Below are 19,862 nucleotides of genomic sequence, written 5' to 3' on the forward strand. Positions count from 1 at the left end.
TGTTTCAATCGGTATCTTCCGCAGGGAAGGTAAGCTCGTCGTAAAGCTCCGAAACATCTTCCCACTCTTCGTCATCCATTATGCTCTCCAGTTCAGGAAGCCCGTCAGGTGAAACTACGATCCGCAGAATCTCCTGCTCTGCTCCTCTTCCCGAACCGGCCAGAACGGCATAAGCGCGGTCACCGACTGCAAATTCTGCAATAATATCGTAAACGGAAGATTTCCCCTGTTCATCTTCCAGTTCTACCGTTTCTCCGTATGCTTCTTTGAGCTTCGATGTCCATACCGCCTGATCAGCGGACAGCTCAGTCATCTGCTCCTCCATCCAGCTCGTCAACCAGGGTATTGAAGGTCTCTTCGACAATCGCCCATTCTTCATCATTCTCAATCATGAAGAGCTGCAGATCGTCCCCGTCTTCTTCATAGCGGAAGGCATATACCTCATCGGTCTCTTCATCCTCGGAATCCAGCGGAACCACCATCATATACTTCGCGTCCGATCCGTCGACTTCGAACTTCATGATGACCTCAAATTCCTCTTCATTACCTTCCTCATCTGGGATATAGATAATTTCCGGTTCTTCCTCTTGGCCGATTTGTTCATTTGTCATATCCGCACACCCCTCACCTTTTACTGTTAGCATCCAAAAAATTTTGCAAAATCAGGGCTGCGGCCATTTTGTCCACAATTCCCTTGCGTTTCTTCCGGCTGACGTCCCCGTCAATCAGCACCCGCTCAGCAGATACCGTCGTCAGACGCTCATCCCAAAGGTGTACGGGCAAACCAAGTTGCTCCCGCAGCTGATCGGCAAATTGGGTGCATATTTCACCACGGGGTCCTACTGAGCCGTTCATATTCTTCGGCAGCCCAACCACAATCTCACCGATTTCATGCTCTTTGACCAGATCGCGGATACGTTCAAATTCATTGCCGTTCCCGCGCCGTTCAATCGTCTCCAGTGCCTGTGCCGTCCAGCCGAAAATATCGCTTGTGGCAACGCCGATCCGGCGGTCGCCGTAATCCAGTCCCAGCTTCTTCATCATTTCGGCTGTTCCACCCGGTGATTAGCCAGATAGAATCGGACCAGTTCCTCAATCAGCTCATCACGTTCTTTTCTCCGGACCAAACTTCTCGCATTGTTATGGCGCGGAATGTAAGCCGGATCTCCGGAAAGAAGGTACCCTACGATCTGATTGATCGGATGATATTCTTTCTCCACCAGCGCATCGTAGACTGCGAGCAGTATTTCCTGGGGAGAAGCTTCCTTTTCGTCGCCCTTCACATTGAATTTGACCGTTTTGTCCATGGAGTCCATTTGTGACACCTTCCTTCTGCAAAATCACCCTGTCCGGGCGGCTTCGCAAAGTTGCTGCTGTACAGCTTACTTGCTGCCTTCATCATAACATATTCATGGCCCAACGAGGAAATCCTGCCTCTGTAATAGCGCTTTTTTTGGCATTTTATCTACAAAAATAGATATTTTTTTGGTTTTTAAGCCATTGCAAGTATGCAGTCAATGATGAATACTCCATAAAAATATACATTTTGTGAATAAAGCAACGGTACTGAGATGTTGCCCTCAGTACCGCTGCAGCCCTGCTCTTCAAAAATCTGTACGTTTTTGTGCCTTTACAGTCGGTATTACCCGGCTTCCTGAGCAGCCGTTACGCCTGGGCAGCCACAAGCTCCTCGGCCTTTTTCAGCGCTTCGCCGAGCCTCGAAGCATCCTTGCCCCCGGCCTGTGCCATATCCGGACGTCCGCCGCCGCCGCCGCCGCACACTGCAGCGATCTCCTTGACCAGCTTACCGGCGTGGAAGCCCTTCTTCACCAGCTCCTGCGGCACGGCAACAACAAAGTTCACTTTGTCATCCATAACCGCGCCAAGCACGAGGATGGCATCCGGCAGCTTGGATTTCAGCTCATCCGCTGTGGAGCGCAGGGCATCGATATTGCCGGCCTGAACGGATACTGCCAGCAGCTGCGTGCCTCCGCCTACAGTAACCACACTGCTTGTCAGCTCCGCAGCAAAGGTTGCGCTCAGCTTGGACTGCAGCGATTCGTTCTCGCGGCCCAGCTCACGCACCTGCGCATGCAGGGCTTCGATCCGCTTAGGCACATCCGTCAGCGAGGACTTCAGCAGGGCCGCCGATTGCTTCAGCAGATCCAGCTGGCTCTCAGTGAACTGGTAAGCATAGCGGCCGGTAACAGCTTCAATCCGGCGCACACCGGAACCGATGCCGCTCTCGCTGAGCAGCTTGAAGATTCCGATCTGCGATGTATTCGCTACATGGCATCCGCCGCACAGCTCAAGGCTGTAGTCGCCAACCTGCACGACGCGGACGATATTGCCGTATTTTTCTCCGAAGAGGGCCATCGCTCCCATAGCTTTGGCTTCGTCAATCGGCTTGTTCTCGATGACAACATCAAGACCGCGCCAGATCTGAGCGTTAACGCGTTGTTCAATATCGCTCAGCTCTTCCGGTGTAATGGCACCGAAATGCGAGAAGTCAAAGCGCAGGCGCGAGCCTTCAACCAGCGAGCCGGCCTGGTTCACATGGCCGCCAAGCACTTCCTTGAGCGCCTTGTGCAGCAAGTGGGTGGCCGTATGGTTCTTCACGATATCTTCACGCTGGGCACGGTTCACTTCCGCACGGACGCTGTCGCCCACCTTCAGATCACCTGCTTCAACGGTTACCAGGTGTACATGCTGGCCGTGCGGTGCTTTGAAGAGTCCGGTTACCTTGGCCGTCACAGAACCTCCGGTCAGTACGCCGGTATCGCTGACCTGGCCGCCGCTTTCGGCATAGAAAGGAGTCGTTTCAAGGATCACCTGGCATTCAGCGCCTTCGCTGACGAGTTCAACCAGTGCACCGTCTACTACAATTGCCAGCACCTTTGACTCGGTTACCGTGTCATTATATCCAACAAATTCACTTTTAACCGTCAGGTCAGCAAGAGCACCGCCTTGAATCTTCATGCTGGCATTGTCCTGGCGGGCTGCTCTGGCACGTTCCCGCTGCTCCTGCATGGCAGCATCGAAGCCTTCGCGGTCAACCGTAAGCCCCTGCTCGGAAGCGAAGTCCTCGGTCAGGTCGAACGGGAAGCCGTAAGTATCATATAACTTGAATGCATCCGAGCCGGCAATGGCGCTCAGGCCGTCAGCCTTGGCTTTGGCGCTGATCTCACCCAGGATAGCCAGACCGTCGGACAAGGTTTCGTGGAAGCGTTCCTCTTCCAGACGGATGATTTTGGCAATATATTCACGGTTCTCCACTACAGAAGGATAATACACACCCATTACGTCACCGACAGTCTCAGTCAGCTCATAAAGGAATGGACGGTCAAGGCCCAGGGTCTTGCCGTAACGGACCGCACGGCGGAGCAGCCGGCGGATGATGTAACCGCGTCCTTCATTGGAAGGAAGCACACCGTCACCTACCGCAAATGTAACGGTACGCACATGGTCAGCGATTACTTTTAGCGCAATATCCTGGTCCAGGTTATCCTTATAAGTTACGCCGGCAAGTGCAGCAGTCTTCTGGATCATCGGCTGGAACAGATCGGTATCGAAGTTCGAATCCACATCCTGCAGAATGGAAGCCAGACGCTCAAGACCTGCACCGGTATCAATATTCTTGTTCGGAAGCGGCGTATAGCTGCCGTCCTTATTGTGGTTGAACTGGGAGAACACGAGGTTCCATACTTCCAGCCAGCGTTCGTTCTCGCCGCCCGGGTACATCTCAGGATCACTCATGTCGCTGCCGTAGGCTTCGCCGCGGTCATAGAAGATCTCCGAGCAAGGGCCGCAAGGACCTTCGCCGATATCCCAGAAGTTCTCATCGCCCAGTTTAATGATGCGTTCAGCAGGCAGGCCCACTTTTTCATTCCACAGCTTGAAGGCCTCTTCGTCTTCAGCGTATACCGTAACGGAAATCCGGTCTCCGTCGAAGCCGATCCACTCCTTGCCGGTCAGGAATTCCCAGGCCCAGGTAATCGCTTCTTCCTTGAAATAATCGCCGATGGAGAAGTTACCCAGCATCTCAAAGAACGTGTGGTGGCGGCGCGTCTTGCCCACGTTCTCAATATCGTTCGTGCGGATACATTTCTGCGAGTTGGTCAGGCGCGGATTCTCCGGAATCTCACGGCCGTCGAAGTAAGCCTTCAGCGGCGCCATGCCTGCGTTAATCCACAGCAGCGATGGGTCATTATGCGGCACGAGCGAGGCGCTCGGCTCAATGCGGTGCCCTTTACTCTCAAAAAACTGCAGCCATTTGGAACGGATTTCACTTGCTTTCATCTTGTACAGCTCCCGTCTCTTTGATTTGATCTTTACCTAAGGAATCATGATCTCTGCATTAAGGTATAACCGTAACTGCGGTGAATATTTGAACTTCCAGTCGCTGTTGTCTTCCGATTTCCTGATTGATCACCCGCCTTCAGCGGTTGAAATCGGAAGACAAAGGCGGTCGCTTTCGCTCCTCCAGTTTCAAAATTCCCCTCCGTTACTCTCCCTTTATGGATTTCAAATCACCTTAACGTAATTTGCTCTGCGTTACCCCAAAAATCAAAAACAAAAAACGCCCCTGAATTAAATTCAGGGACGATGATTATCGCGGTACCACCCTGGTTACCGCCTGGTTCCGCTTCATTCACGGACTACAGCAGACGATCGCCTTGTGCGGCTGTTAACGGTTGCCACCGGCGGGATTGTCCCCGCACTCCGAAATTAGCGTTCAGCCGGCACGTCTTCAAGGTTCTCACAGCCAGTTGCGGTGTCATCCGCAAAGGAACCTGTTCTCTGTTGGAGTCATTCTCCGGCATACTGGATTTCATCAACGTTTTATCCGTGTTGATTTTTAACATTTTCAGTATATCCAGCGGCTTTGGTTCTGTCAATCTCGAGTAGGAAAATCAACAGAAACGGAGCTGATACTTGACTTAAAATAGTATATACAGCGCTTACACGCAGACGTATAAAATGGGTGATAAGAGAATGCTCAAAGAATTAGTGCAATTGTATTTTATGCATTAGATTCCTTGCTAAACGGCTGAAAAATCCATTCTATTGTATTTCATACAATTGTTTTCAGGGAAATGAAGCTAAAATGCCTAAATTCTAAGAAACTAATGTACAAAATACAATAGATTCTACTTTCAGGCGGATTTAACCGTGATCTGTTGTACAAAGTACATTAGAGCTCTCCACTCTCCACTTATCTGAAGCCCGGGAGCAAAGGTTTACCTATCCATTTCAAATGTCGAGACGTAGCTCATCTTGGTAGAGCGCTTGCTTTGGGAGTAAGAGATCCTGTCGTCCCGACCATATATCTTATGGGTTCGCGGCTTTTGGGCTGTGATTTTTTATGTTTATAAGGGCAAAATGTAGTAACGGGAGGAAATAAGCTTATTCTTCACTAGATCAATATTCACTTCGAAGCAAATGATCGAGATGATAAGAAACAGAGAACTGTGATGCAGGTAGTCTGGACTAAAAGTGCAGCTCAGAGCTTACCTTGTACAATATCCCGTTTCGATTGCTGGATCATTTCTGAAATTTCAGGATCAGCATCAAGCTCGGCAATTTGTGCAGTTGAAAGAGCATCTGAGTTGTCCTGAGACTGGATTAATTTGAACACTTCATATTCTGTGTTATTGATGACAATTACAGATTTCTGACGGTCATTTATAAAAGAACGATACACTTTACCGCTCTTATCCTTTAATTCCAGATACATGCTCCCCCACTCCTTTGTTCAATATTATACCCTGAATTCAGATAAACGGATACAACGTCATGGTATAGCAAAAGACAGATAATTCTCTTGTAGCAACATGTAGCAACCCTGATAATACTGAACAACCCACCTTACTACTCTACAGCAATACCAACTTTATTTTTATACTGTATAACACCATTCAAGACCCCGTAACACGCCAAAAAAACCCCCGCCCCATACTTCGGGAGTAAGAGATCCTGTCGTCCCGACCATACAGAAACTTTGGAACCCTTAAATTTGGAGGTTTTTTTTGCTTTATCTTCGCTTGCGTTTTATAGCTTCTTCTTCATACTCTTAGTCATAACTGTTTCGTTAGTGATCGTGTATCCGGCTTTGAGGTAGGCTTGCTTGGCCTGCTCGTTGCTTGCATTCGTCAGGATTATAACAGATCCCGCTCCCCGTTTAGCAAGCTCTGCTTCCAGACAGCCGATTAACCCAAGCGCATAACCGTTTCTGCGCGCATCTTCCCGTACATACAGCTCAGTTATCTCACCGTGCGCCTCCGGATAACAAAAGGAATGGAAATACTGGGCGCATGCAAAGCCGACAACCGCATCCCCATTAACAGCCACAGCCACGAGTTCAGCGGAACGCTGCAGGCTGTCCTTAACGCTCTGTTCATCCCGCCAAACGCCGTTAAATAGAACATTTAATCGGATTAATGCGGCCGCATCTTCTTCCATCGCCATCCGGACCGTTGTCATCGTTTCCCGTCCTTTCAAAATGAGAATTTATGCCGTGTTCGATTACAGGGTACGCCGCATCAGAGGATGATCCTCATTCAGCTGCAGTAAGTCCCACTGGTTTCCGTAAAGGTCCTTAAAGACGGCGACCATGCCGTAAGGCTGCTCTTTGGGTTCTCTTACAAACTCGATGCCGCGTGAGACCATTTCGTGATAATCCCGCCAGAAATCATCGGTGTTCAGGAACAGGAAGACACGTCCGCCGGATTGGTTGCCGATAAATGCTTCCTGCTCCGGTTGTGAAGCTCTGGCCAGTAAAATTGTCGTTCCAGCCGAACCCGGCGGGGCAACGACGACCCACCGTTTATCCTGTTCCGGCTGATAGGTATCCTCAACCAGCGTAAAGTGAAGCTTTTTCGTGTAAAAATCAATCGCTTCATCATAATCCTTAACGACCAGTGCAATATGTACGATGGATTGAATCATGTCGCTCGCCTCCTCTTTATACGTTACTTCGTATATTCCTTCCGCTGCTGGGTGTTTTCTTTAATCCACTCGTCTAGTTCATCCCTGCCGACCAGAAACTCGTTGTTGATTTTGATATACGGAAACATCCTGCCGGTATAAGAATGCGCGAGATCGAGAGTATAGTTTTCAAACTCGATAATTGTCTTTACCTGCTCTTCCGTCAGATTCATGTATTCGGCCGCTTCCTGCAATGTCATCAGCGGATTAGCTGTACTGCCGGCCGCACTCACGGCGGCGGGCTCCCTGTCCCCTTGACCGTGTGCAAGCAGGTAGCAGCCTGTTACAAAAGAAGCCCCCAAAACAACCGAGCTTAGCAAAAGGCTGATATTGAATGGTTTCATCTTATTTCCCTCCCTGGAGCTTCAAGCCCCTCAATGTGCTGAGCCCTCATGCCATTTCCTGAACATCTTCTCTGCCTGCTCCGGGTCGCTGATAAGCAGTCTCCGGTACTCCAGCATCCAGTTCAGGGTATTCAACATGTGGTCATATTCTTCCTTCTTGCGTTCGATTTCCCCCTTCTTGCTGAGAATCCACTCTATAATCTGCTGGTTCGTTTGCGCATTGGTATCATGGTCCTGCAGAACCTCCTTCAGCTCAGCCAGGGAGCAGCCGATGGACTGGAACTTCTTAATGAGCTTCAGCCGCTCGACAGCTTCATCCCCATAATTACGGTAGTTGTTGCTCTCCCGCCGGACATGCCGGTCATCCAGCAGACCTTGCTTTTCATAGAAACGGATTGTATGAATCGTGAGTCCCATCTTCTCCGCCAGTTCCTGAATTTTCATGATGCCTTCTCCTTTGCGGCGCTTGCCCTAGAGTTCACTTCATAGTTTATGCTTAACATGTTCAGGCAGTCAACTTATGAAGGAGGATATGAATATGCATGTTTTCGTTACAGGAGCAACAGGATATATCGGTTCCGCAGTCGTCCGGGAGCTGACCCGCGCAGGACATTCAGTGACGGGGCTATACCGGTCTGAAGACAAGGCGGCGGGATTAAAAGCGGCGGGGGCCGAAGCGCTATACGGAACACTGGAAGATCTTGAAATACTGCGCAGCGCGGCAGCAGCGGCTGACGGTGTGATTCATCTGGCGTTCACGAATGATTTCTCAGACTTTGCAGGTGCGCTGGCCCTGGATTTGCAGGCTGTTCAGGCCATGGGCGCAGCGCTTGTGGGCTCCGGGAAGCCGTTCATTACGACAGCTCACGCCAACGGGGATACCGTGAATCAGGCAGTGCTCGATCTGGCAGAGCGGGGCGTCCGGGCATCCGTCGTTTCGCTCGCACCGTCTGTGCATGGTGAAGGGGACAGGGGGTTTGTTCCGTTGATGATCAATACCGCCCGTGAAAAGGGCTTTGCCGCGTATATCGGCGACGGAAGCAACCGCTGGCCTGCGGTTCACCGCCTGGATGCAGCCGTGCTGTACCGTCTGGCGCTGGAATCCGCCCCCGCAGGCTCAAGGCTGCTTGGGGCAGGCGATGAAGGGATTACGCTCCGCGAGATCGCAGAGGTGATCGGGCGGAAGCTGAATGTACCTGCAGCCAGCATAACTTCTGAAGAAGCTGCAGCCCATTTCGGCTTCCTCGGACCTATTGCGGCGCTTGATCTCGCGGGTCTGTATAATACTGCTCAGGCAGGACCGGCAACGCGGGAGCTTTTGGGCTGGACACCGGTGCAGTCCGGGCTGATCGCCGATCTTGAGGAAGGAGATTATTTTGCCTAAGGGATGGGGCAGATTGTTATAATGAGGAGAATGCTGTAAATTAAGCTGGGCCAGAACCGGAGGAGGAAGCTGAATTGGACAATAACATTCAATGGGGGATTATCGGCTGCGGAAATGTAACCGAGGTCAAGAGCGGGCCTGCCTTACAGAAGGCTGAGGGCTCACAGCTTACAGCCGTTATGAGACGTAACGGGGAGCTCGCAGCGGACTATGCACGGCGGCACGGGGTCTCCCGCTGGTACAATGAGGCTGCTGCTCTCATCGCTGATCCCGGCGTAAATGCCGTATATGTAGCTACACCGCCTTCCACCCATATGGAGTACACCCTGGCTGCGGCGCAGGTCGGAAAGCCCGTCTATGTGGAGAAGCCGATGGCCCGCAATACGGCGGAATGTGAAGCCATGCTGGATGCCTGTGCGCAGGCGGGTGTTCCGCTGTACGTCGCTTATTACCGCAGAGGCCTTCCGCGCTTCCGCAAGATTAAGGAGTGGCTGGATGCCGGAGCCATCGGCGAACCCCGGTTTGTCCGCACGCTGCATATGAGCAAGCCGCTTACAGAGGTACGCGGGGATAACTGGCGGGTGGACCCGAATATCTCCGGCGGCGGCCTGTTCCTGGATCTGGGCAGCCACACGCTGGATTTGCTCGATTTCCTACTTGGCCCGGTTAAGGACGTCAGCGGGCATGCCTCCAATATGGGCAGTCCCTATGACCCTGAAGATACGGTTTCCGGGCGTTACCAGTTTGCATCCGGGGTTCATGGAACAGGCATCTGGTGCTTTAACGCCTACGCCAACGAAGATGTGACTGAAATTACCGGCAGCTGGGGCAGCATCACCTTCTCTACCTTTGCCGAGCGGCCAATCGTTCTCCGCACGGAGGAAGGCGAACACGCCGAACACATTGCCCATCCGGCTCATATTCAGCAGCCGCTGATTCAATCTATTGTAGACGAGCTGCTGGGCCGCGGCACTGCCTTCAGTACCGGTAAGACTGCCATCCGCACCAGCCGTGTAATGGATGAACTCGTGCGGAACTATCGCGGGGATTGATATATTGCCAGTATTGATAATCTGCCGGATGAGAATGTTTCATTCTGCAGACAAGCCAGTGGATCTCCTGCACTGGCTTTTTCTTTATCCATTTGACATTCTACCTACTAGTAGGTAGAATTAACCTATGAAGAATATAACAAATACCTCGGATGATATCCTGAACTGTGCCCGTTCATTGATTATTACCGGCGGATACAACGGTTTCAGCTACGCTGATATTGCAGCTGTGGTCGGGATTCGTAAGGCGAGCATTCATCATCATTTTCCAAGTAAAGCCGAACTGGTCCGGACACTGGTTGCCCGGTACCGGGAAGAAGCTGAAGCGGGGATGCAGGCGCTCGAACTGCAGGTGCCTGATCCGCTCGGACTGCTGCGGCTCTATACGGGCTACTGGGAAGCATGCATCGCGGATGCCAGCGCTCCGCTGTGTGTCTGCGCGCTGCTGGCAAGCCAGCTCCCCGCCCTGCCTGAGGAGGTTGCCCTGGAGGTTCAGGCGCATTTCCGCTGGCTGTCGGCCTGGCTGACTTCCGTAATGGAGCGCGGCTCGCAAAATGGTCAGCTGCACCTTACCGGTTCCCCTCATGCCGAAGCCGAAGCGTTCATGGCGACAGTACACGGTGCGATGCTGTCGGCCCGGGCGTACGGCGAAGCGCAAATATTCGGCCTCGTGACAGGCCCGCTCGTGGAGCGGCTGGCGCTTCCCTTGTGATTACTGGTTCATAATTAGTGAAGGAGGATGTCATTAACTCAAGCTTTAGCCGCAGCCAAACAGGAATTTGTTGCACATACCCCGCTGGAGATTCAACGGGAGATGTTCCGCCAGATTCAGGAGCAGCAGGAGTCAGGCATCGCTTACGGCCGGCAGGAAGGACAGAAGGCCAAGGATTTCACCCTTAAGAATGCTTTGGGAGAAACGGTTAACCTGTATGACGAGCTGTCCAAAGGACCCGTTGTTCTGACCTTCTACCGGGGCGGATGGTGCCCGTTCTGTAATACCCAGCTGAAGAGCTACCAGAGGCTGCTTCCGGAGATCGAAGCCCTTGGGGGCCAGCTGATTGCCGTCAGTCCGCAAAGTCCGGACAACACGCTGTCCCAGCAGGAGAAGGAAGAGCTTATTTTCCAGGTGCTCAGCGACACTAACGGGCTGGTGGCAGCATTCTATAATATTCTTTATGACGTTCCGGACTATATCCAGAACATTATGAAACAAGCAGGCATGGATCTGGCAGAGTATAACGCAATGGACCGCTGGGTGCTGCCGATTCCTTCCACCTTTATGATCGATGAATCCGGATTCATCCGTTCTTCCTATGTGAACCCCGACTTTATGCAGCGGCCCGATCCCGAAGATATTCTGCAGGAGTTGCGTAAGCTGTAGGAACTGGATTCATAGTCTAGATCAAACGGAAACAGCCAGCCGCCGGTTTAACCGGAGGGCTGGCTGTTTCCGTTCTTCAAACAAGACGCTTAGAAAATGTCATTACAGCTTCCAGATCCGGTACAGAATAACCGCTGCTTCCGCGCGGGTAAGTGTGTCACCCGGCGAAAGCCTGCCGTTCTTGCCGTTCACTACTCCGTATTTCAGCAGAGCTGCCAGGCTGTCTCTGGCGTAAGCGGAGATTTGTCCTGCATCCGTATAATCCTCCAGGGCTCCGCTGCCGCGGGCCTCTATTCCGGCTGCCCGGAGCGCACGGGCAGCCAGTACCATCATCTCCTGGCGCGACACCGGGCTGTCCGGCCGGAAGCTGTTATCCCCGTAGCCGGAGGCGATTCCCAGCTGCTTCGCAGCTGCAAGCTCCTTACTGTATTCAGCGTTACTCCGGATATCGCCGAATGCCGTGCCTGCTTCAGCAGCAGGGCTCTTCAGCTCAAGCACCCGCACAAGTGCTGCGGTGAAATCCGCCCTGCTTATGGATTCCGCAGGAGAGAAGCTGCCTGCGGTGCTCTCCGGGATGATGCCCCGGGCAGTCATCGCAGCAGCAGCCTGCCCGGCCCAGGACAGCCCGCCGAGATCACTGAATGCTAACGGAGCATACACTGCTGCAAAGGTGCCGAGCTGCGGTGTCCGGAACACAAGTGATCCGTCCGCCGCATCATAGCGGCTGTTCACGACAGCTGCCGCAGGACCGCCGTCAATCAGATCCAGGATTACCAGTGAATCTAAGTAGGCGAGCTCCTCTACTGCCGGCTTGTAAGGAATGGATACCTTAACAGGCGCATCCGGGCTGTTCAAGCCAAGCTTTTGTCCTCCAGCTGATACACTCAGCTCTACCACCGGCCGGCCGCCGATATGCCTGCGGACTGCTGCATCCGTGTTTGCGGCCGGAGATTCTTTTATAAGAATGGATACGTACTCTGTATTCGCCTGGATACCAGCCAGCAGCTGTCCGGGAATGGTGAGTATTGCACTTCCGGTCTGAACCGTCAGCACGAAATTATCCTGTCCCTTCAAGCTTTGCAGCGGCAGTTCAAATTCATAGGAGGTTGTACCTGTCTGCTTCGGAAGGCTGATCACGAGCTGTTGTGGCGTATCGTCTGCCGGGGCGGCCTGCCTGAATGCCTGCCTCATAAGTTCAGCAGTCAGGGTTGCCTTGGATGCTCCGCCTTCCGTCTTCACCTCCGGCCTGATTGTAACCATGCCAGCCTTGCTCTCTACGCTCACAGCAGGCTTCGGGGTAGCTGCACTGCTGCTGATAATGTCTGTAACAGCTGGTGCAGGAGTCGGGGTGGGCGCAGGAGTCGGTTCTGCTGTCGGTTCCGGGGCCGTCGTCGGTGCAGCAGTCGGTGTTGAACCGCCGTCTTGCGCTTTGAGCGTCAGCACACCATACACGGAGGTGTCCTGATAGCCGTTCCCGCTCGTATCATTCCATGCGGCAACACTTTGCCGGGCGCCGTCCTTCGCATCATTAATCTGGGTATCGAAGCCGATTTTCGTTCCGCCGGCCGGTGTGATTTTTTTGAACGGAATCTTCATTTCGACAGTGTAGCTTGTTCCGGTTACCTTGGTTGCCGACTCGAACCCTGCAGCCATCAGGGCCGGACTGAAGCTGGTTTCGTTATCATAATTGACCCGGAATTGCCCGTCGTCGTCCTGATAGAAGGAGGTCTTGCCGTTATTCTCATCCAGGAAAACCTCAACGGAATCCTGCTCCCAGGCATTCGGATTGCTCTTGTCGAGCTGTGCGTCACTGACCTGGATCAGCACATACAGATTCTGTTCATCCCATAGGGTTTTGGCGGTTCCGCCCGCACCCTGCCATGCCAGCTGATAGCGGTTAACCTCCAGCCCCGGCGCCGTATTCCAGACTGCATCCACTGTCCCGTCAATGACTGGAGTGCCATATACCGCCTCTGACACATTCGCGTCTGTGGTATCCGGCTGATGCTCTGCCATATATTTAGCAGGCTCAATGACGCCGTAATATGCCGGTTTGGCCTGCAGATTCTTATCGAACAACAGCGGACTGGACGCGGCTCTCCAGCTGGTATGGTCATCCAGACCCCAGAAGGTAACACGCTTAATATGGGCCGAGTTAGCCTTGAACAGATCCATTAGCTGCGCATACAAGTAACCTTGTGCTTCTGCGAGCTTATCTGACAGCTGATTGTTGCTGCCCGCCTGGATATCCAGCTCGGTGATGCTGACCTCCACCCCCAGGGAGATAAATTTCTCCAGGGACAATCTGACGTTCTCGGGATTCGTATTAATGCTGTAATGACCCTGCATGCCGACACCGTCAATCAGCAGCCTGCCTGGATGTGTAAGCGCATACGAATCATTGATGCTCCGGACCATACTGTAGATGGCCTGCGCTTTATTCTGGTTATCTTCGTTGTAATCATTGTAATACAGCTTGATATTCCACTCCGGATGCTCATCCAGCACCTCCCTTGCCGCCAGGAACGCCTGCTCTACGTAGTCCGTTCCGATGGCATTATACCAGGGAGATTGCCGCAAGGCACCAGCCCAGTCCGCCGGATTCGCCGGATTATCATTCATCGCTTCATTAACAACATCCCAGGAGATCACCTTGTCACCAAAATGCTCCATGACCGTCCGGATGTGGGTCTGCAGATTCGCAAGGGCTTCAGCACGGCTGAGAGCGGTAGTATTCCCCGCATTGTCAGCGGCTGTGTTCATCCACGCCGGAGACTGCTGATGCCATACCAGCACATGCCCGTGCATCTGCATGCCCGCAGCCCGGACCTTGTCCACCATCGTATCCGCTGCGCCAAAAGTGAAATTGCCCTTCGCAGGCTGCAGCGCATCCGGTTTCATCGCATTGCCTGCCGTAGCGACATTATGATGCATGGCCAGCAGCTCCTGCCGTACACCGTCGAGATCCTCTGCCGTGATGGCGTTGCCGATCAGAAAGTCATTCTGATAAGCCGCTTTTACCGGAACCAGATCCTTCTGGATTTCAACCGGACCGTTGCCTGTCTGCTCAAAGCGGATATCGTCGATATAAAAGGAGGCTGCCGCGTTATTCGAGCTCTCCACGTACAGGGTCAGATATTCCCCGCCCGCGCTGTTATACCGGTAGCTGCCCGTATATTCCACCCAGCCGTCAGCGGTGCTGATCGTCTTGGCAGACAGGGCCACATAATTCGCGCTGCTTCCGCTGCCCACCTGTGTAGACAGCTGAAGCTGCGAGCTTGCAGGATCAATCAGCTTGATCCAGGCAGAAATATTATATTCACTGCCTTTATCGACGTATTTCTCCACACGCAGGGAAGGGCCGTGCCAGGCAGAGGTTCTGCCCTCCACTTTCAGCGCATAGGAACCGTCCGCCGTATGATTCGCTTCATCCGTTACGTCAAGCTGCTCCGTTCCGGCTCTGCCGGTGAATCCGCCTGCCGTCCCGTCTTCAAATGTAACCGTATGGAATGGCAGCGCGGGATCGCGGGGAGGCTCCTCTCCGTCATCCGGGGCTGCCTGTTCGGTGAAGAGAATGTCTCCGATATAAAAGGGTACCGCCGCTCCGGCTTCGTTGGAATTAATCCGCAAGGCCTGATCCTTGCTGATATCCGCGGTGAATTCTTTGCTCAGCACAACAGACTTGCCGGATTGATAAGGCACATCTGCATAATTGCCATAGCTGCTAACCGTTTGCAGGGCAGCCGATGCCCCGGCGGGCAGACTCACTGAAGCGTCAACATAGACGACTGCAGTCACCGTGTACTTCTTCCCGTCCTCCAGGCCGATATCAGCGAATTTGAAATCAGCCGCATCCCAATTTTTCACTCTGTTACTTACATATAACGCCGCTCCGTCCGTATTGCCGTCAAAAACAATCCCCGCAGCAGCACTCAGACTGGCGCCTCCGGATTGGCTGGCTTTACCCGCGCCTCCTGCAAATGTTTCGTGGTATACCGTTTTGGTCACCTCTGCTGCAGCCTGCACAGCCGGAGCATACCAGCCTGCCGGAATAAGCAGGACTGCCGCAAGTAATCCCAGAAAGGCTTGCTTGATTAATCGACTCATGCATTGCACTCCTCTGTATGAATTTGGGTTTAATGAATTTAAGCGCTTACAAAAATGTGAAGGCGCCTCCTTTCTTCACCTAAATCGTAGCATAGGGCTAAGAATGCGTCTTACCTGAAACTAAAGATTGTACCGTGCTTTTTATAGTTTATTTGGATTGGAAGGCGGAAGGAGGGGTGGAATGCGGAACGGCGGAATGCGAGTGACGGTAAGTGTGAAGCGGAAAACGGGTAACAAACAGGAATGGGCAACCTCGCCTGAGGGGGCTAGTCAGCTCCTTTCTAAGCTAAGGATAGATTAAGCCACCGTATCGGGCTATATTCACCTTTAACTTAGCAGTTGCCTTGAAACGGGAGCATAGGGAGCATCCTCTCAGTATTTTAATTGGAAAAACGTATCTTAATTTCGCTCATTCGGCTACTTTTAGGATTTTAATTGGATAAACGTATCTTATTTTCGCTCCCTCCCCCTACTTTGGCCTAAACACAGTATATTAAGTGCCTTTTTTCCAACTATTAACTGACAAAGGCTCCTCCGCTCACCAGCAAGTGGAGAAAATCCACCTAATTCCAGCCGCAGCCGCAACCAAGCAGCCAAACCAGGAGGCCTGCCCATGCTAACCAAGAATCAGCGGTTTCAGTGAAAACTAGAAGGATAAGTAATAGTGCGCAGCATATACATTCCGCCCTTCCCAGAAAAAGATCCCTGTTTCCAGGGACCTGTTTTCTTTCCGGCAGCCTCTATATCAGCTTATGAGCAAACCATTTCTCGCCGCGGAAGCGCCACATGAATATAATCCCGCGCACCGCCCATTCACTGTTCATCGCCAGCCAGACCCCCATAACGCCGAAGCCGAGAACAACACCGAGAACGTAGCCGAAGACAACCCGGAACAGCCACATAGTCAGCATTGAGGTAATGGAGGTGAACCGGGAATCACCCGCTGCCCGCAGTGCGGAAGGCAGAATGAAGCTGGCTGCCCACAGCGGAACCTGGGCAATTGCATTAATGAGCAGCACCACAAACAGATCGTCAATGATCTCCGGCGGCGGGGAAAACAGGGACACCAGCGGGTGGAACAGCGGCATCAGTATCAGAGCGATTAACAGCAGGGAGCCGGAGCCGAGCCAAAGGAAGGACTTGATGAACTTCCGGGCGTCCGCTACACTCCCCCGCCCGATGCATTGGCCGACCACCGTTACAATCGTCAGCGACAGTGCGCTGGCCGGAATCTGAAACACCATAGCCAGTGAACCGGCAATCGCATTAGTCGCAATGGCATAGGTACCCATACTGACAATAAAAATCTGTGTCAGCAGCTTGCCGCCGTTGAAGAACATCTGCTCCGCCGCAAACGGTACGCCGATAAACATAATTTTACGCAGCATGGAGAGCGGAATATGGAACAGATCGCGCACGCGCACCCGCAGCACCGTATCCACCTTGAAAAGGTACACCAGGGCGCAGATCATGCCTGTATAACGCGCAATATTAACCGCAAGGGTCATCCCCAGCACACCCATGTCCAGCAGGGTTATGAAAACAATATTCAGGAGCACGTACAAAAGGTTCATGATCAGCGACAGCATCAGCGAAGCCCGCGTCCGGCCGACACCCCGCAGTGCACCGCAAACAGCCTGAACCACGGCAATCCCCAGATAGGAGATGCTGCTGCCGATCATATAGACCCGGGCATTGTCCAGCACCTCTGCAGAGGCGGTTCCGAACAGCAGATTCAGGACCGGCGTATGAAAGCCCATAAGCAGCAGGCCAATGCCTACGGCAATCAGGGAAACGGAAGTTACTGAACCCGCCGTAGCCTGGGACACCATCCGGTCATTGCCGCTGCCTTTATATTGCGCAACCACCACTGTCCCGCCGGTCGCAACCGCCACGAATACGTTGATCAGAAAAATATTCAGCGAATCCACCATATTCACCGCACTGACCGCCGCCATCCCGGACGAGCTGATCATCGCCGTGTTGACCAGATTAAGCCCGATAATAAACGCCTGGTCAATCAGGATCGGAATAAATAAAGCAATAATCTGCCGGTAATCCATCCCTTCCCCGGAAAGATGCTTTTCCAGCCATTTTTTGTTCGGTAGCTTAGCTTGAAGCTGCATAACGTGATCACATTCTTTTCTGTAGGATTAAGTAAGCGCATACGATAAATTCCTTCAAGTTTACTACAGAACCGGGCTTAAGTCTGTAACCTGAAATAAATAGCCCCACAAAGTGGGGCTCGGCTTCGAGGATTACCCCGGTACTTTGCGGGGACCCCAGGACAAATTAATACTTTTGTATAAAAAGAGAAAGAGCACATCCCCGGAATACCCGGAGATGTGCTCCTCTCTATCCAATCACCCGATGTGCAGCATCTCCCTGACCTCATCCGGACTGGCAACCTTAAGCTCCATCGCCTCAATAAGGCCCGCTATCTTCGCTACAAGCTGATCATTGCTGCTTGCGCGGGTATGCGCAGTAAGATAGTCACTGTCCTCGAAGCCGATCCGTACCAGACTGGCCCCCATGGCGACCGCTGCGGCAATAATCGTATAATCACTCCGCCGGGCATGGGTAATTCCCCACAGCGCGCCGGGCGGAACACAGCTCCGCAGCGCGATCAGGGCCTCAACCGTAGCAGGGGCGCCGCCCTGATGGCCCAGAACCAGATCGAAGAGCAGCGGCTTCGGCAGATGATATTCCTTGTCCAGCTCCAGCACCGTCTGGATCATCCCCAGTTCAAAAATTTCAATCTCCGGAATTTTACCGTGCGCCAGGATCTGTTCTACACAATACCTGACCTCGCCCAGCGGGTTACGGTAAATGGCCCCGCCCAGATTCACAGAGCCTACATTAAGGGAGACCGTCTCCACCTTGGCATACGTTACAGGTGCGCAGCGCTGTTCAATCGTCAGCTCCGAGAGTCCACCGGTCGAGGCCTGAATCACAATGTCACTCTCACGGGTAATCCGCTCCACTGTCTCCTGATACAGGCCCATATCCGCCGTAAGCTGCCCCTTGCTGTCCCTTACATGCATGTGGACCATCGCTGCTCCGGCTCTCCTAGCCGCCAGCACCTCACGGGCCAGTTCAGCCGGATCGATCGCCGTGACCCCGGCCGGGGTGGGTGCAACGGAGATGATTACTTTCCGCATGGGTTTAGCTCCTCTACAATTTCTCTAAGTGTGGTCTCTTCCCCGACATTGCCCGGAAAAATCACATAAGGCAGCTGCGGGAACCGGCTCTCCTCGCCGCAGATCCACACGGGAATTCCCGGCTTGATCTGCCCCGCCACCACCGCCTGCCGCACCATAAGCGCTTTGGTGCCGATATCGCTGGAGGTGATCCCGCCCTTGGCGATGATGAAGCGCGGACTGACCGGGAGGCTGGCAACAATACCTGTTAACGCGTCGGAGATCCTGACCGCAATCCGCAGCTCATCCTCCTTGTTGCCGCTGTTCAAGTCGAGCCGCTCCCGCCTTGTACACAGGGCCACCGTCTTGTTCTGCTCCAGCAGCCGCGTACATTCCTGAATTACCCGCTGAATCTCCCGCTCTGCTATTTCCTCCGGTTCTATCAGCAGATGCTGATTGAACTCCAGCATGACCGCCGCACCGGACAGCCCCAGCTGCTCCAGCTGGGCTGTAGTCTTCGCGGTATGCGAGCCGGCGACAATCAGTCCGCCGCGCCCGCCGGGCGGTCCGGGCAGCTGCGCTGCGGTCAGCAGCGGGGCTGCACTGACTCCGCCGAGCACCCGCACGAAGCTGGCGGCAGTCCGGTAGAGGTACCGCTTGCCTTCCGCCAGCGCTGCATACAGAGCAGTGCAGAACACCGTCAAATCACAGTAGTCCAGCGCATTGACGACCACTTTGTTGAAGCCGGTCACGGCCTTTAGCTTACCGGCAATTGCCGCAGTCCCGCCGCTTCTCAGCTCCTCCAGGGAAATCATCGTCACACTGTCCCTCGGGAATGCACCGGCAGTCTGTTCCTCAACCCATTGCCCAAGCTCGGAGGCCTTATAGCCGAAGGTTCTGTCTCTCGCGAACTCTGTCTCCCCGCAGGGCGTAAGCCCTCCCTGATCTGATACATAGTGGATGTTATCCGCCGTGAACCGGCCGCCCTCCTTGAAGAACGGGCAGAGGATTTCGCCGTCAAAGCTATCTTCACCGCTGCCCTCTAGGGTATGCCTCAGTACCTCCGTCTCCAGCGGATAATGCCCGCGGAGCGTGGAATCCCCTCGGCTGACCAGAATATAATCCCGGTTCAGCTCGCGGGAGACGGCTATAATATTACTGGCGATTTCCCGGTGGACGGCTTCCGTCTCCGCCCGGGTGAAGCTCCTTGAATTCGTCAGGATAAAAAATATCTTCTCCGGCGTCAGGAAGCCTTGGCGGATGCTCCCGATTTCCCAGTCGGTAATTACCGTTACGCCATGTACTGTCTGTACGCCTGTGGGATCATCGTCAAGGACGATGATTTTGCCGGGGTTCTGCTGAAGCGCCCCGGATAATGCTGCTTCAAGCTGCTCCAAATCCGGCGGCTCTGCGTACCGCTGCTGCAGCTCACTCAGCTGCAGCTTCTCCATCCCTGTCTCCATAAAT

The 19,862-nt window shown here is 53.4% G+C and carries 18 protein-coding genes and 1 tRNA gene; 5 read left to right on the forward strand and 14 right to left on the reverse strand.

Annotation, left to right across the window (positions count from 1 at the left end; translation table 11 throughout):
* Positions 1 to 4 precede the first annotated feature (4 nt).
* The 5 genes from LOS79_RS15755 to alaS all read right to left on the reverse strand — a co-directional run bounded on the left by LOS79_RS15755 (position 5) and on the right by alaS (position 4,299).
* Positions 5 to 313 (reverse strand): DUF1292 domain-containing protein, encoded by a 309-nt coding sequence (locus tag LOS79_RS15755; protein WP_315421509.1) that lies wholly within the window; start codon positions 311 to 313, stop codon positions 5 to 7.
* On the reverse strand, positions 306 to 611 hold the full coding sequence (locus LOS79_RS15760) for a DUF1292 domain-containing protein (RefSeq protein WP_315421512.1): 306 nt from the start codon (positions 609 to 611) through the stop codon (positions 306 to 308). Before LOS79_RS15760 ends, LOS79_RS15755 begins: the two co-directional genes overlap by 8 nt.
* A gap of 13 nt (positions 612 to 624) precedes the next feature.
* On the reverse strand, positions 625 to 1,041 hold the full coding sequence (ruvX, locus tag LOS79_RS15765) for a Holliday junction resolvase RuvX (RefSeq protein WP_315422259.1): 417 nt from the start codon (positions 1,039 to 1,041) through the stop codon (positions 625 to 627).
* Complete coding sequence (locus LOS79_RS15770) at positions 1,041 to 1,316, reverse strand: IreB family regulatory phosphoprotein (protein ID WP_315422261.1); 276 nt, start codon at positions 1,314 to 1,316, stop codon at positions 1,041 to 1,043. The genes ruvX and LOS79_RS15770 overlap by 1 nt, the downstream gene beginning before the upstream one ends.
* Positions 1,317 to 1,665: 349 nt before the next feature.
* On the reverse strand, positions 1,666 to 4,299 hold the full coding sequence (gene alaS, locus LOS79_RS15775; protein WP_315421517.1) for an alanine--tRNA ligase: 2,634 nt from the start codon (positions 4,297 to 4,299) through the stop codon (positions 1,666 to 1,668).
* A gap of 962 nt (positions 4,300 to 5,261) precedes the next feature.
* Here alaS and LOS79_RS15780 point away from each other — a divergent pair.
* Positions 5,262 to 5,325: transfer RNA gene (locus tag LOS79_RS15780), tRNA-Pro, on the forward strand.
* Positions 5,326 to 5,503: 178 nt separating this feature from the next.
* On the opposite strand, the gene LOS79_RS15785 is transcribed toward LOS79_RS15780, so the two are convergent.
* From LOS79_RS15785 to LOS79_RS15805, 5 genes are all read right to left on the reverse strand, one after another.
* Positions 5,504 to 5,737 carry a hypothetical protein gene (locus LOS79_RS15785; RefSeq protein ID WP_315421519.1) on the reverse strand — a complete coding sequence of 78 codons (234 nt, stop codon included), beginning with the start codon at positions 5,735 to 5,737 and terminating at the stop codon, positions 5,504 to 5,506.
* Positions 5,738 to 6,051: 314 nt separating this feature from the next.
* Complete coding sequence (locus LOS79_RS15790; protein ID WP_315421522.1) at positions 6,052 to 6,483, reverse strand: GNAT family N-acetyltransferase; 432 nt, start codon at positions 6,481 to 6,483, stop codon at positions 6,052 to 6,054.
* A 42-nt stretch (positions 6,484 to 6,525) separates the two neighbouring features.
* Entirely contained in the window at positions 6,526 to 6,948 is a 423-nt protein-coding gene (locus LOS79_RS15795; RefSeq protein WP_315421525.1) for a VOC family protein, read from the reverse strand.
* Positions 6,949 to 6,971: 23 nt separating this feature from the next.
* The gene (locus LOS79_RS15800) at positions 6,972 to 7,331 is read right to left on the reverse strand and encodes a MerR family transcriptional regulator (protein ID WP_315421527.1); all 360 of its coding nucleotides are present in this window, start codon (positions 7,329 to 7,331) and stop codon (positions 6,972 to 6,974) included.
* A 30-nt stretch (positions 7,332 to 7,361) separates the two neighbouring features.
* Positions 7,362 to 7,775 (reverse strand): MerR family transcriptional regulator, encoded by a 414-nt coding sequence (locus LOS79_RS15805; RefSeq protein ID WP_315421530.1) that lies wholly within the window; start codon positions 7,773 to 7,775, stop codon positions 7,362 to 7,364.
* Between the two features lie 94 nt (positions 7,776 to 7,869).
* On the opposite strand from LOS79_RS15805, the gene LOS79_RS15810 reads away from it, so the two are divergent.
* From LOS79_RS15810 to LOS79_RS15825, 4 genes are all read left to right on the forward strand, one after another.
* On the forward strand, positions 7,870 to 8,715 hold the full coding sequence (locus LOS79_RS15810) for an SDR family oxidoreductase (protein WP_315422263.1): 846 nt from the start codon (positions 7,870 to 7,872) through the stop codon (positions 8,713 to 8,715).
* 74 nt (positions 8,716 to 8,789) lie between these two features.
* Complete coding sequence (locus LOS79_RS15815; RefSeq protein ID WP_315421534.1) at positions 8,790 to 9,767, forward strand: Gfo/Idh/MocA family protein; 978 nt, start codon at positions 8,790 to 8,792, stop codon at positions 9,765 to 9,767.
* 127 nt (positions 9,768 to 9,894) lie between these two features.
* A complete protein-coding gene (locus tag LOS79_RS15820; RefSeq protein ID WP_315421536.1) occupies positions 9,895 to 10,479 on the forward strand; it encodes a TetR/AcrR family transcriptional regulator in 585 nt (194 codons plus the stop codon).
* Between the two features lie 27 nt (positions 10,480 to 10,506).
* Positions 10,507 to 11,148, forward strand: a complete 642-nt coding sequence (locus LOS79_RS15825) for a peroxiredoxin-like family protein (RefSeq protein ID WP_315421539.1) — start codon at positions 10,507 to 10,509, stop codon at positions 11,146 to 11,148.
* Positions 11,149 to 11,250: 102 nt separating this feature from the next.
* Here the strand turns inward: LOS79_RS15825 and LOS79_RS15830 are convergent, their stop codons facing one another.
* From LOS79_RS15830 to LOS79_RS15845, 4 genes are all read right to left on the reverse strand, one after another.
* Positions 11,251 to 15,255, reverse strand: a complete 4,005-nt coding sequence (locus tag LOS79_RS15830) for a glycoside hydrolase family 10 protein (protein WP_315421542.1) — start codon at positions 15,253 to 15,255, stop codon at positions 11,251 to 11,253.
* A 740-nt stretch (positions 15,256 to 15,995) separates the two neighbouring features.
* Positions 15,996 to 17,381: an MATE family efflux transporter gene (locus LOS79_RS15835; protein WP_315421544.1), complete on the reverse strand. Its 1,386-nt coding sequence runs from the start codon at positions 17,379 to 17,381 to the stop codon at positions 15,996 to 15,998.
* Between the two features lie 237 nt (positions 17,382 to 17,618).
* The gene (locus LOS79_RS15840) at positions 17,619 to 18,416 is read right to left on the reverse strand and encodes a beta-keto acid cleavage family enzyme (RefSeq protein ID WP_315421547.1); all 798 of its coding nucleotides are present in this window, start codon (positions 18,414 to 18,416) and stop codon (positions 17,619 to 17,621) included.
* On the reverse strand, positions 18,404 to 19,858 hold the full coding sequence (locus LOS79_RS15845; RefSeq protein WP_315421549.1) for a four-carbon acid sugar kinase family protein: 1,455 nt from the start codon (positions 19,856 to 19,858) through the stop codon (positions 18,404 to 18,406). The genes LOS79_RS15840 and LOS79_RS15845 overlap by 13 nt, the downstream gene beginning before the upstream one ends.
* Between the last annotated feature and the right edge of the window lie 4 nt (positions 19,859 to 19,862).

Source organism: Paenibacillus sp. MMS20-IR301 (assembly GCF_032302195.1).
Taxonomy (GTDB): domain Bacteria; phylum Bacillota; class Bacilli; order Paenibacillales; family Paenibacillaceae; genus Paenibacillus_AQ.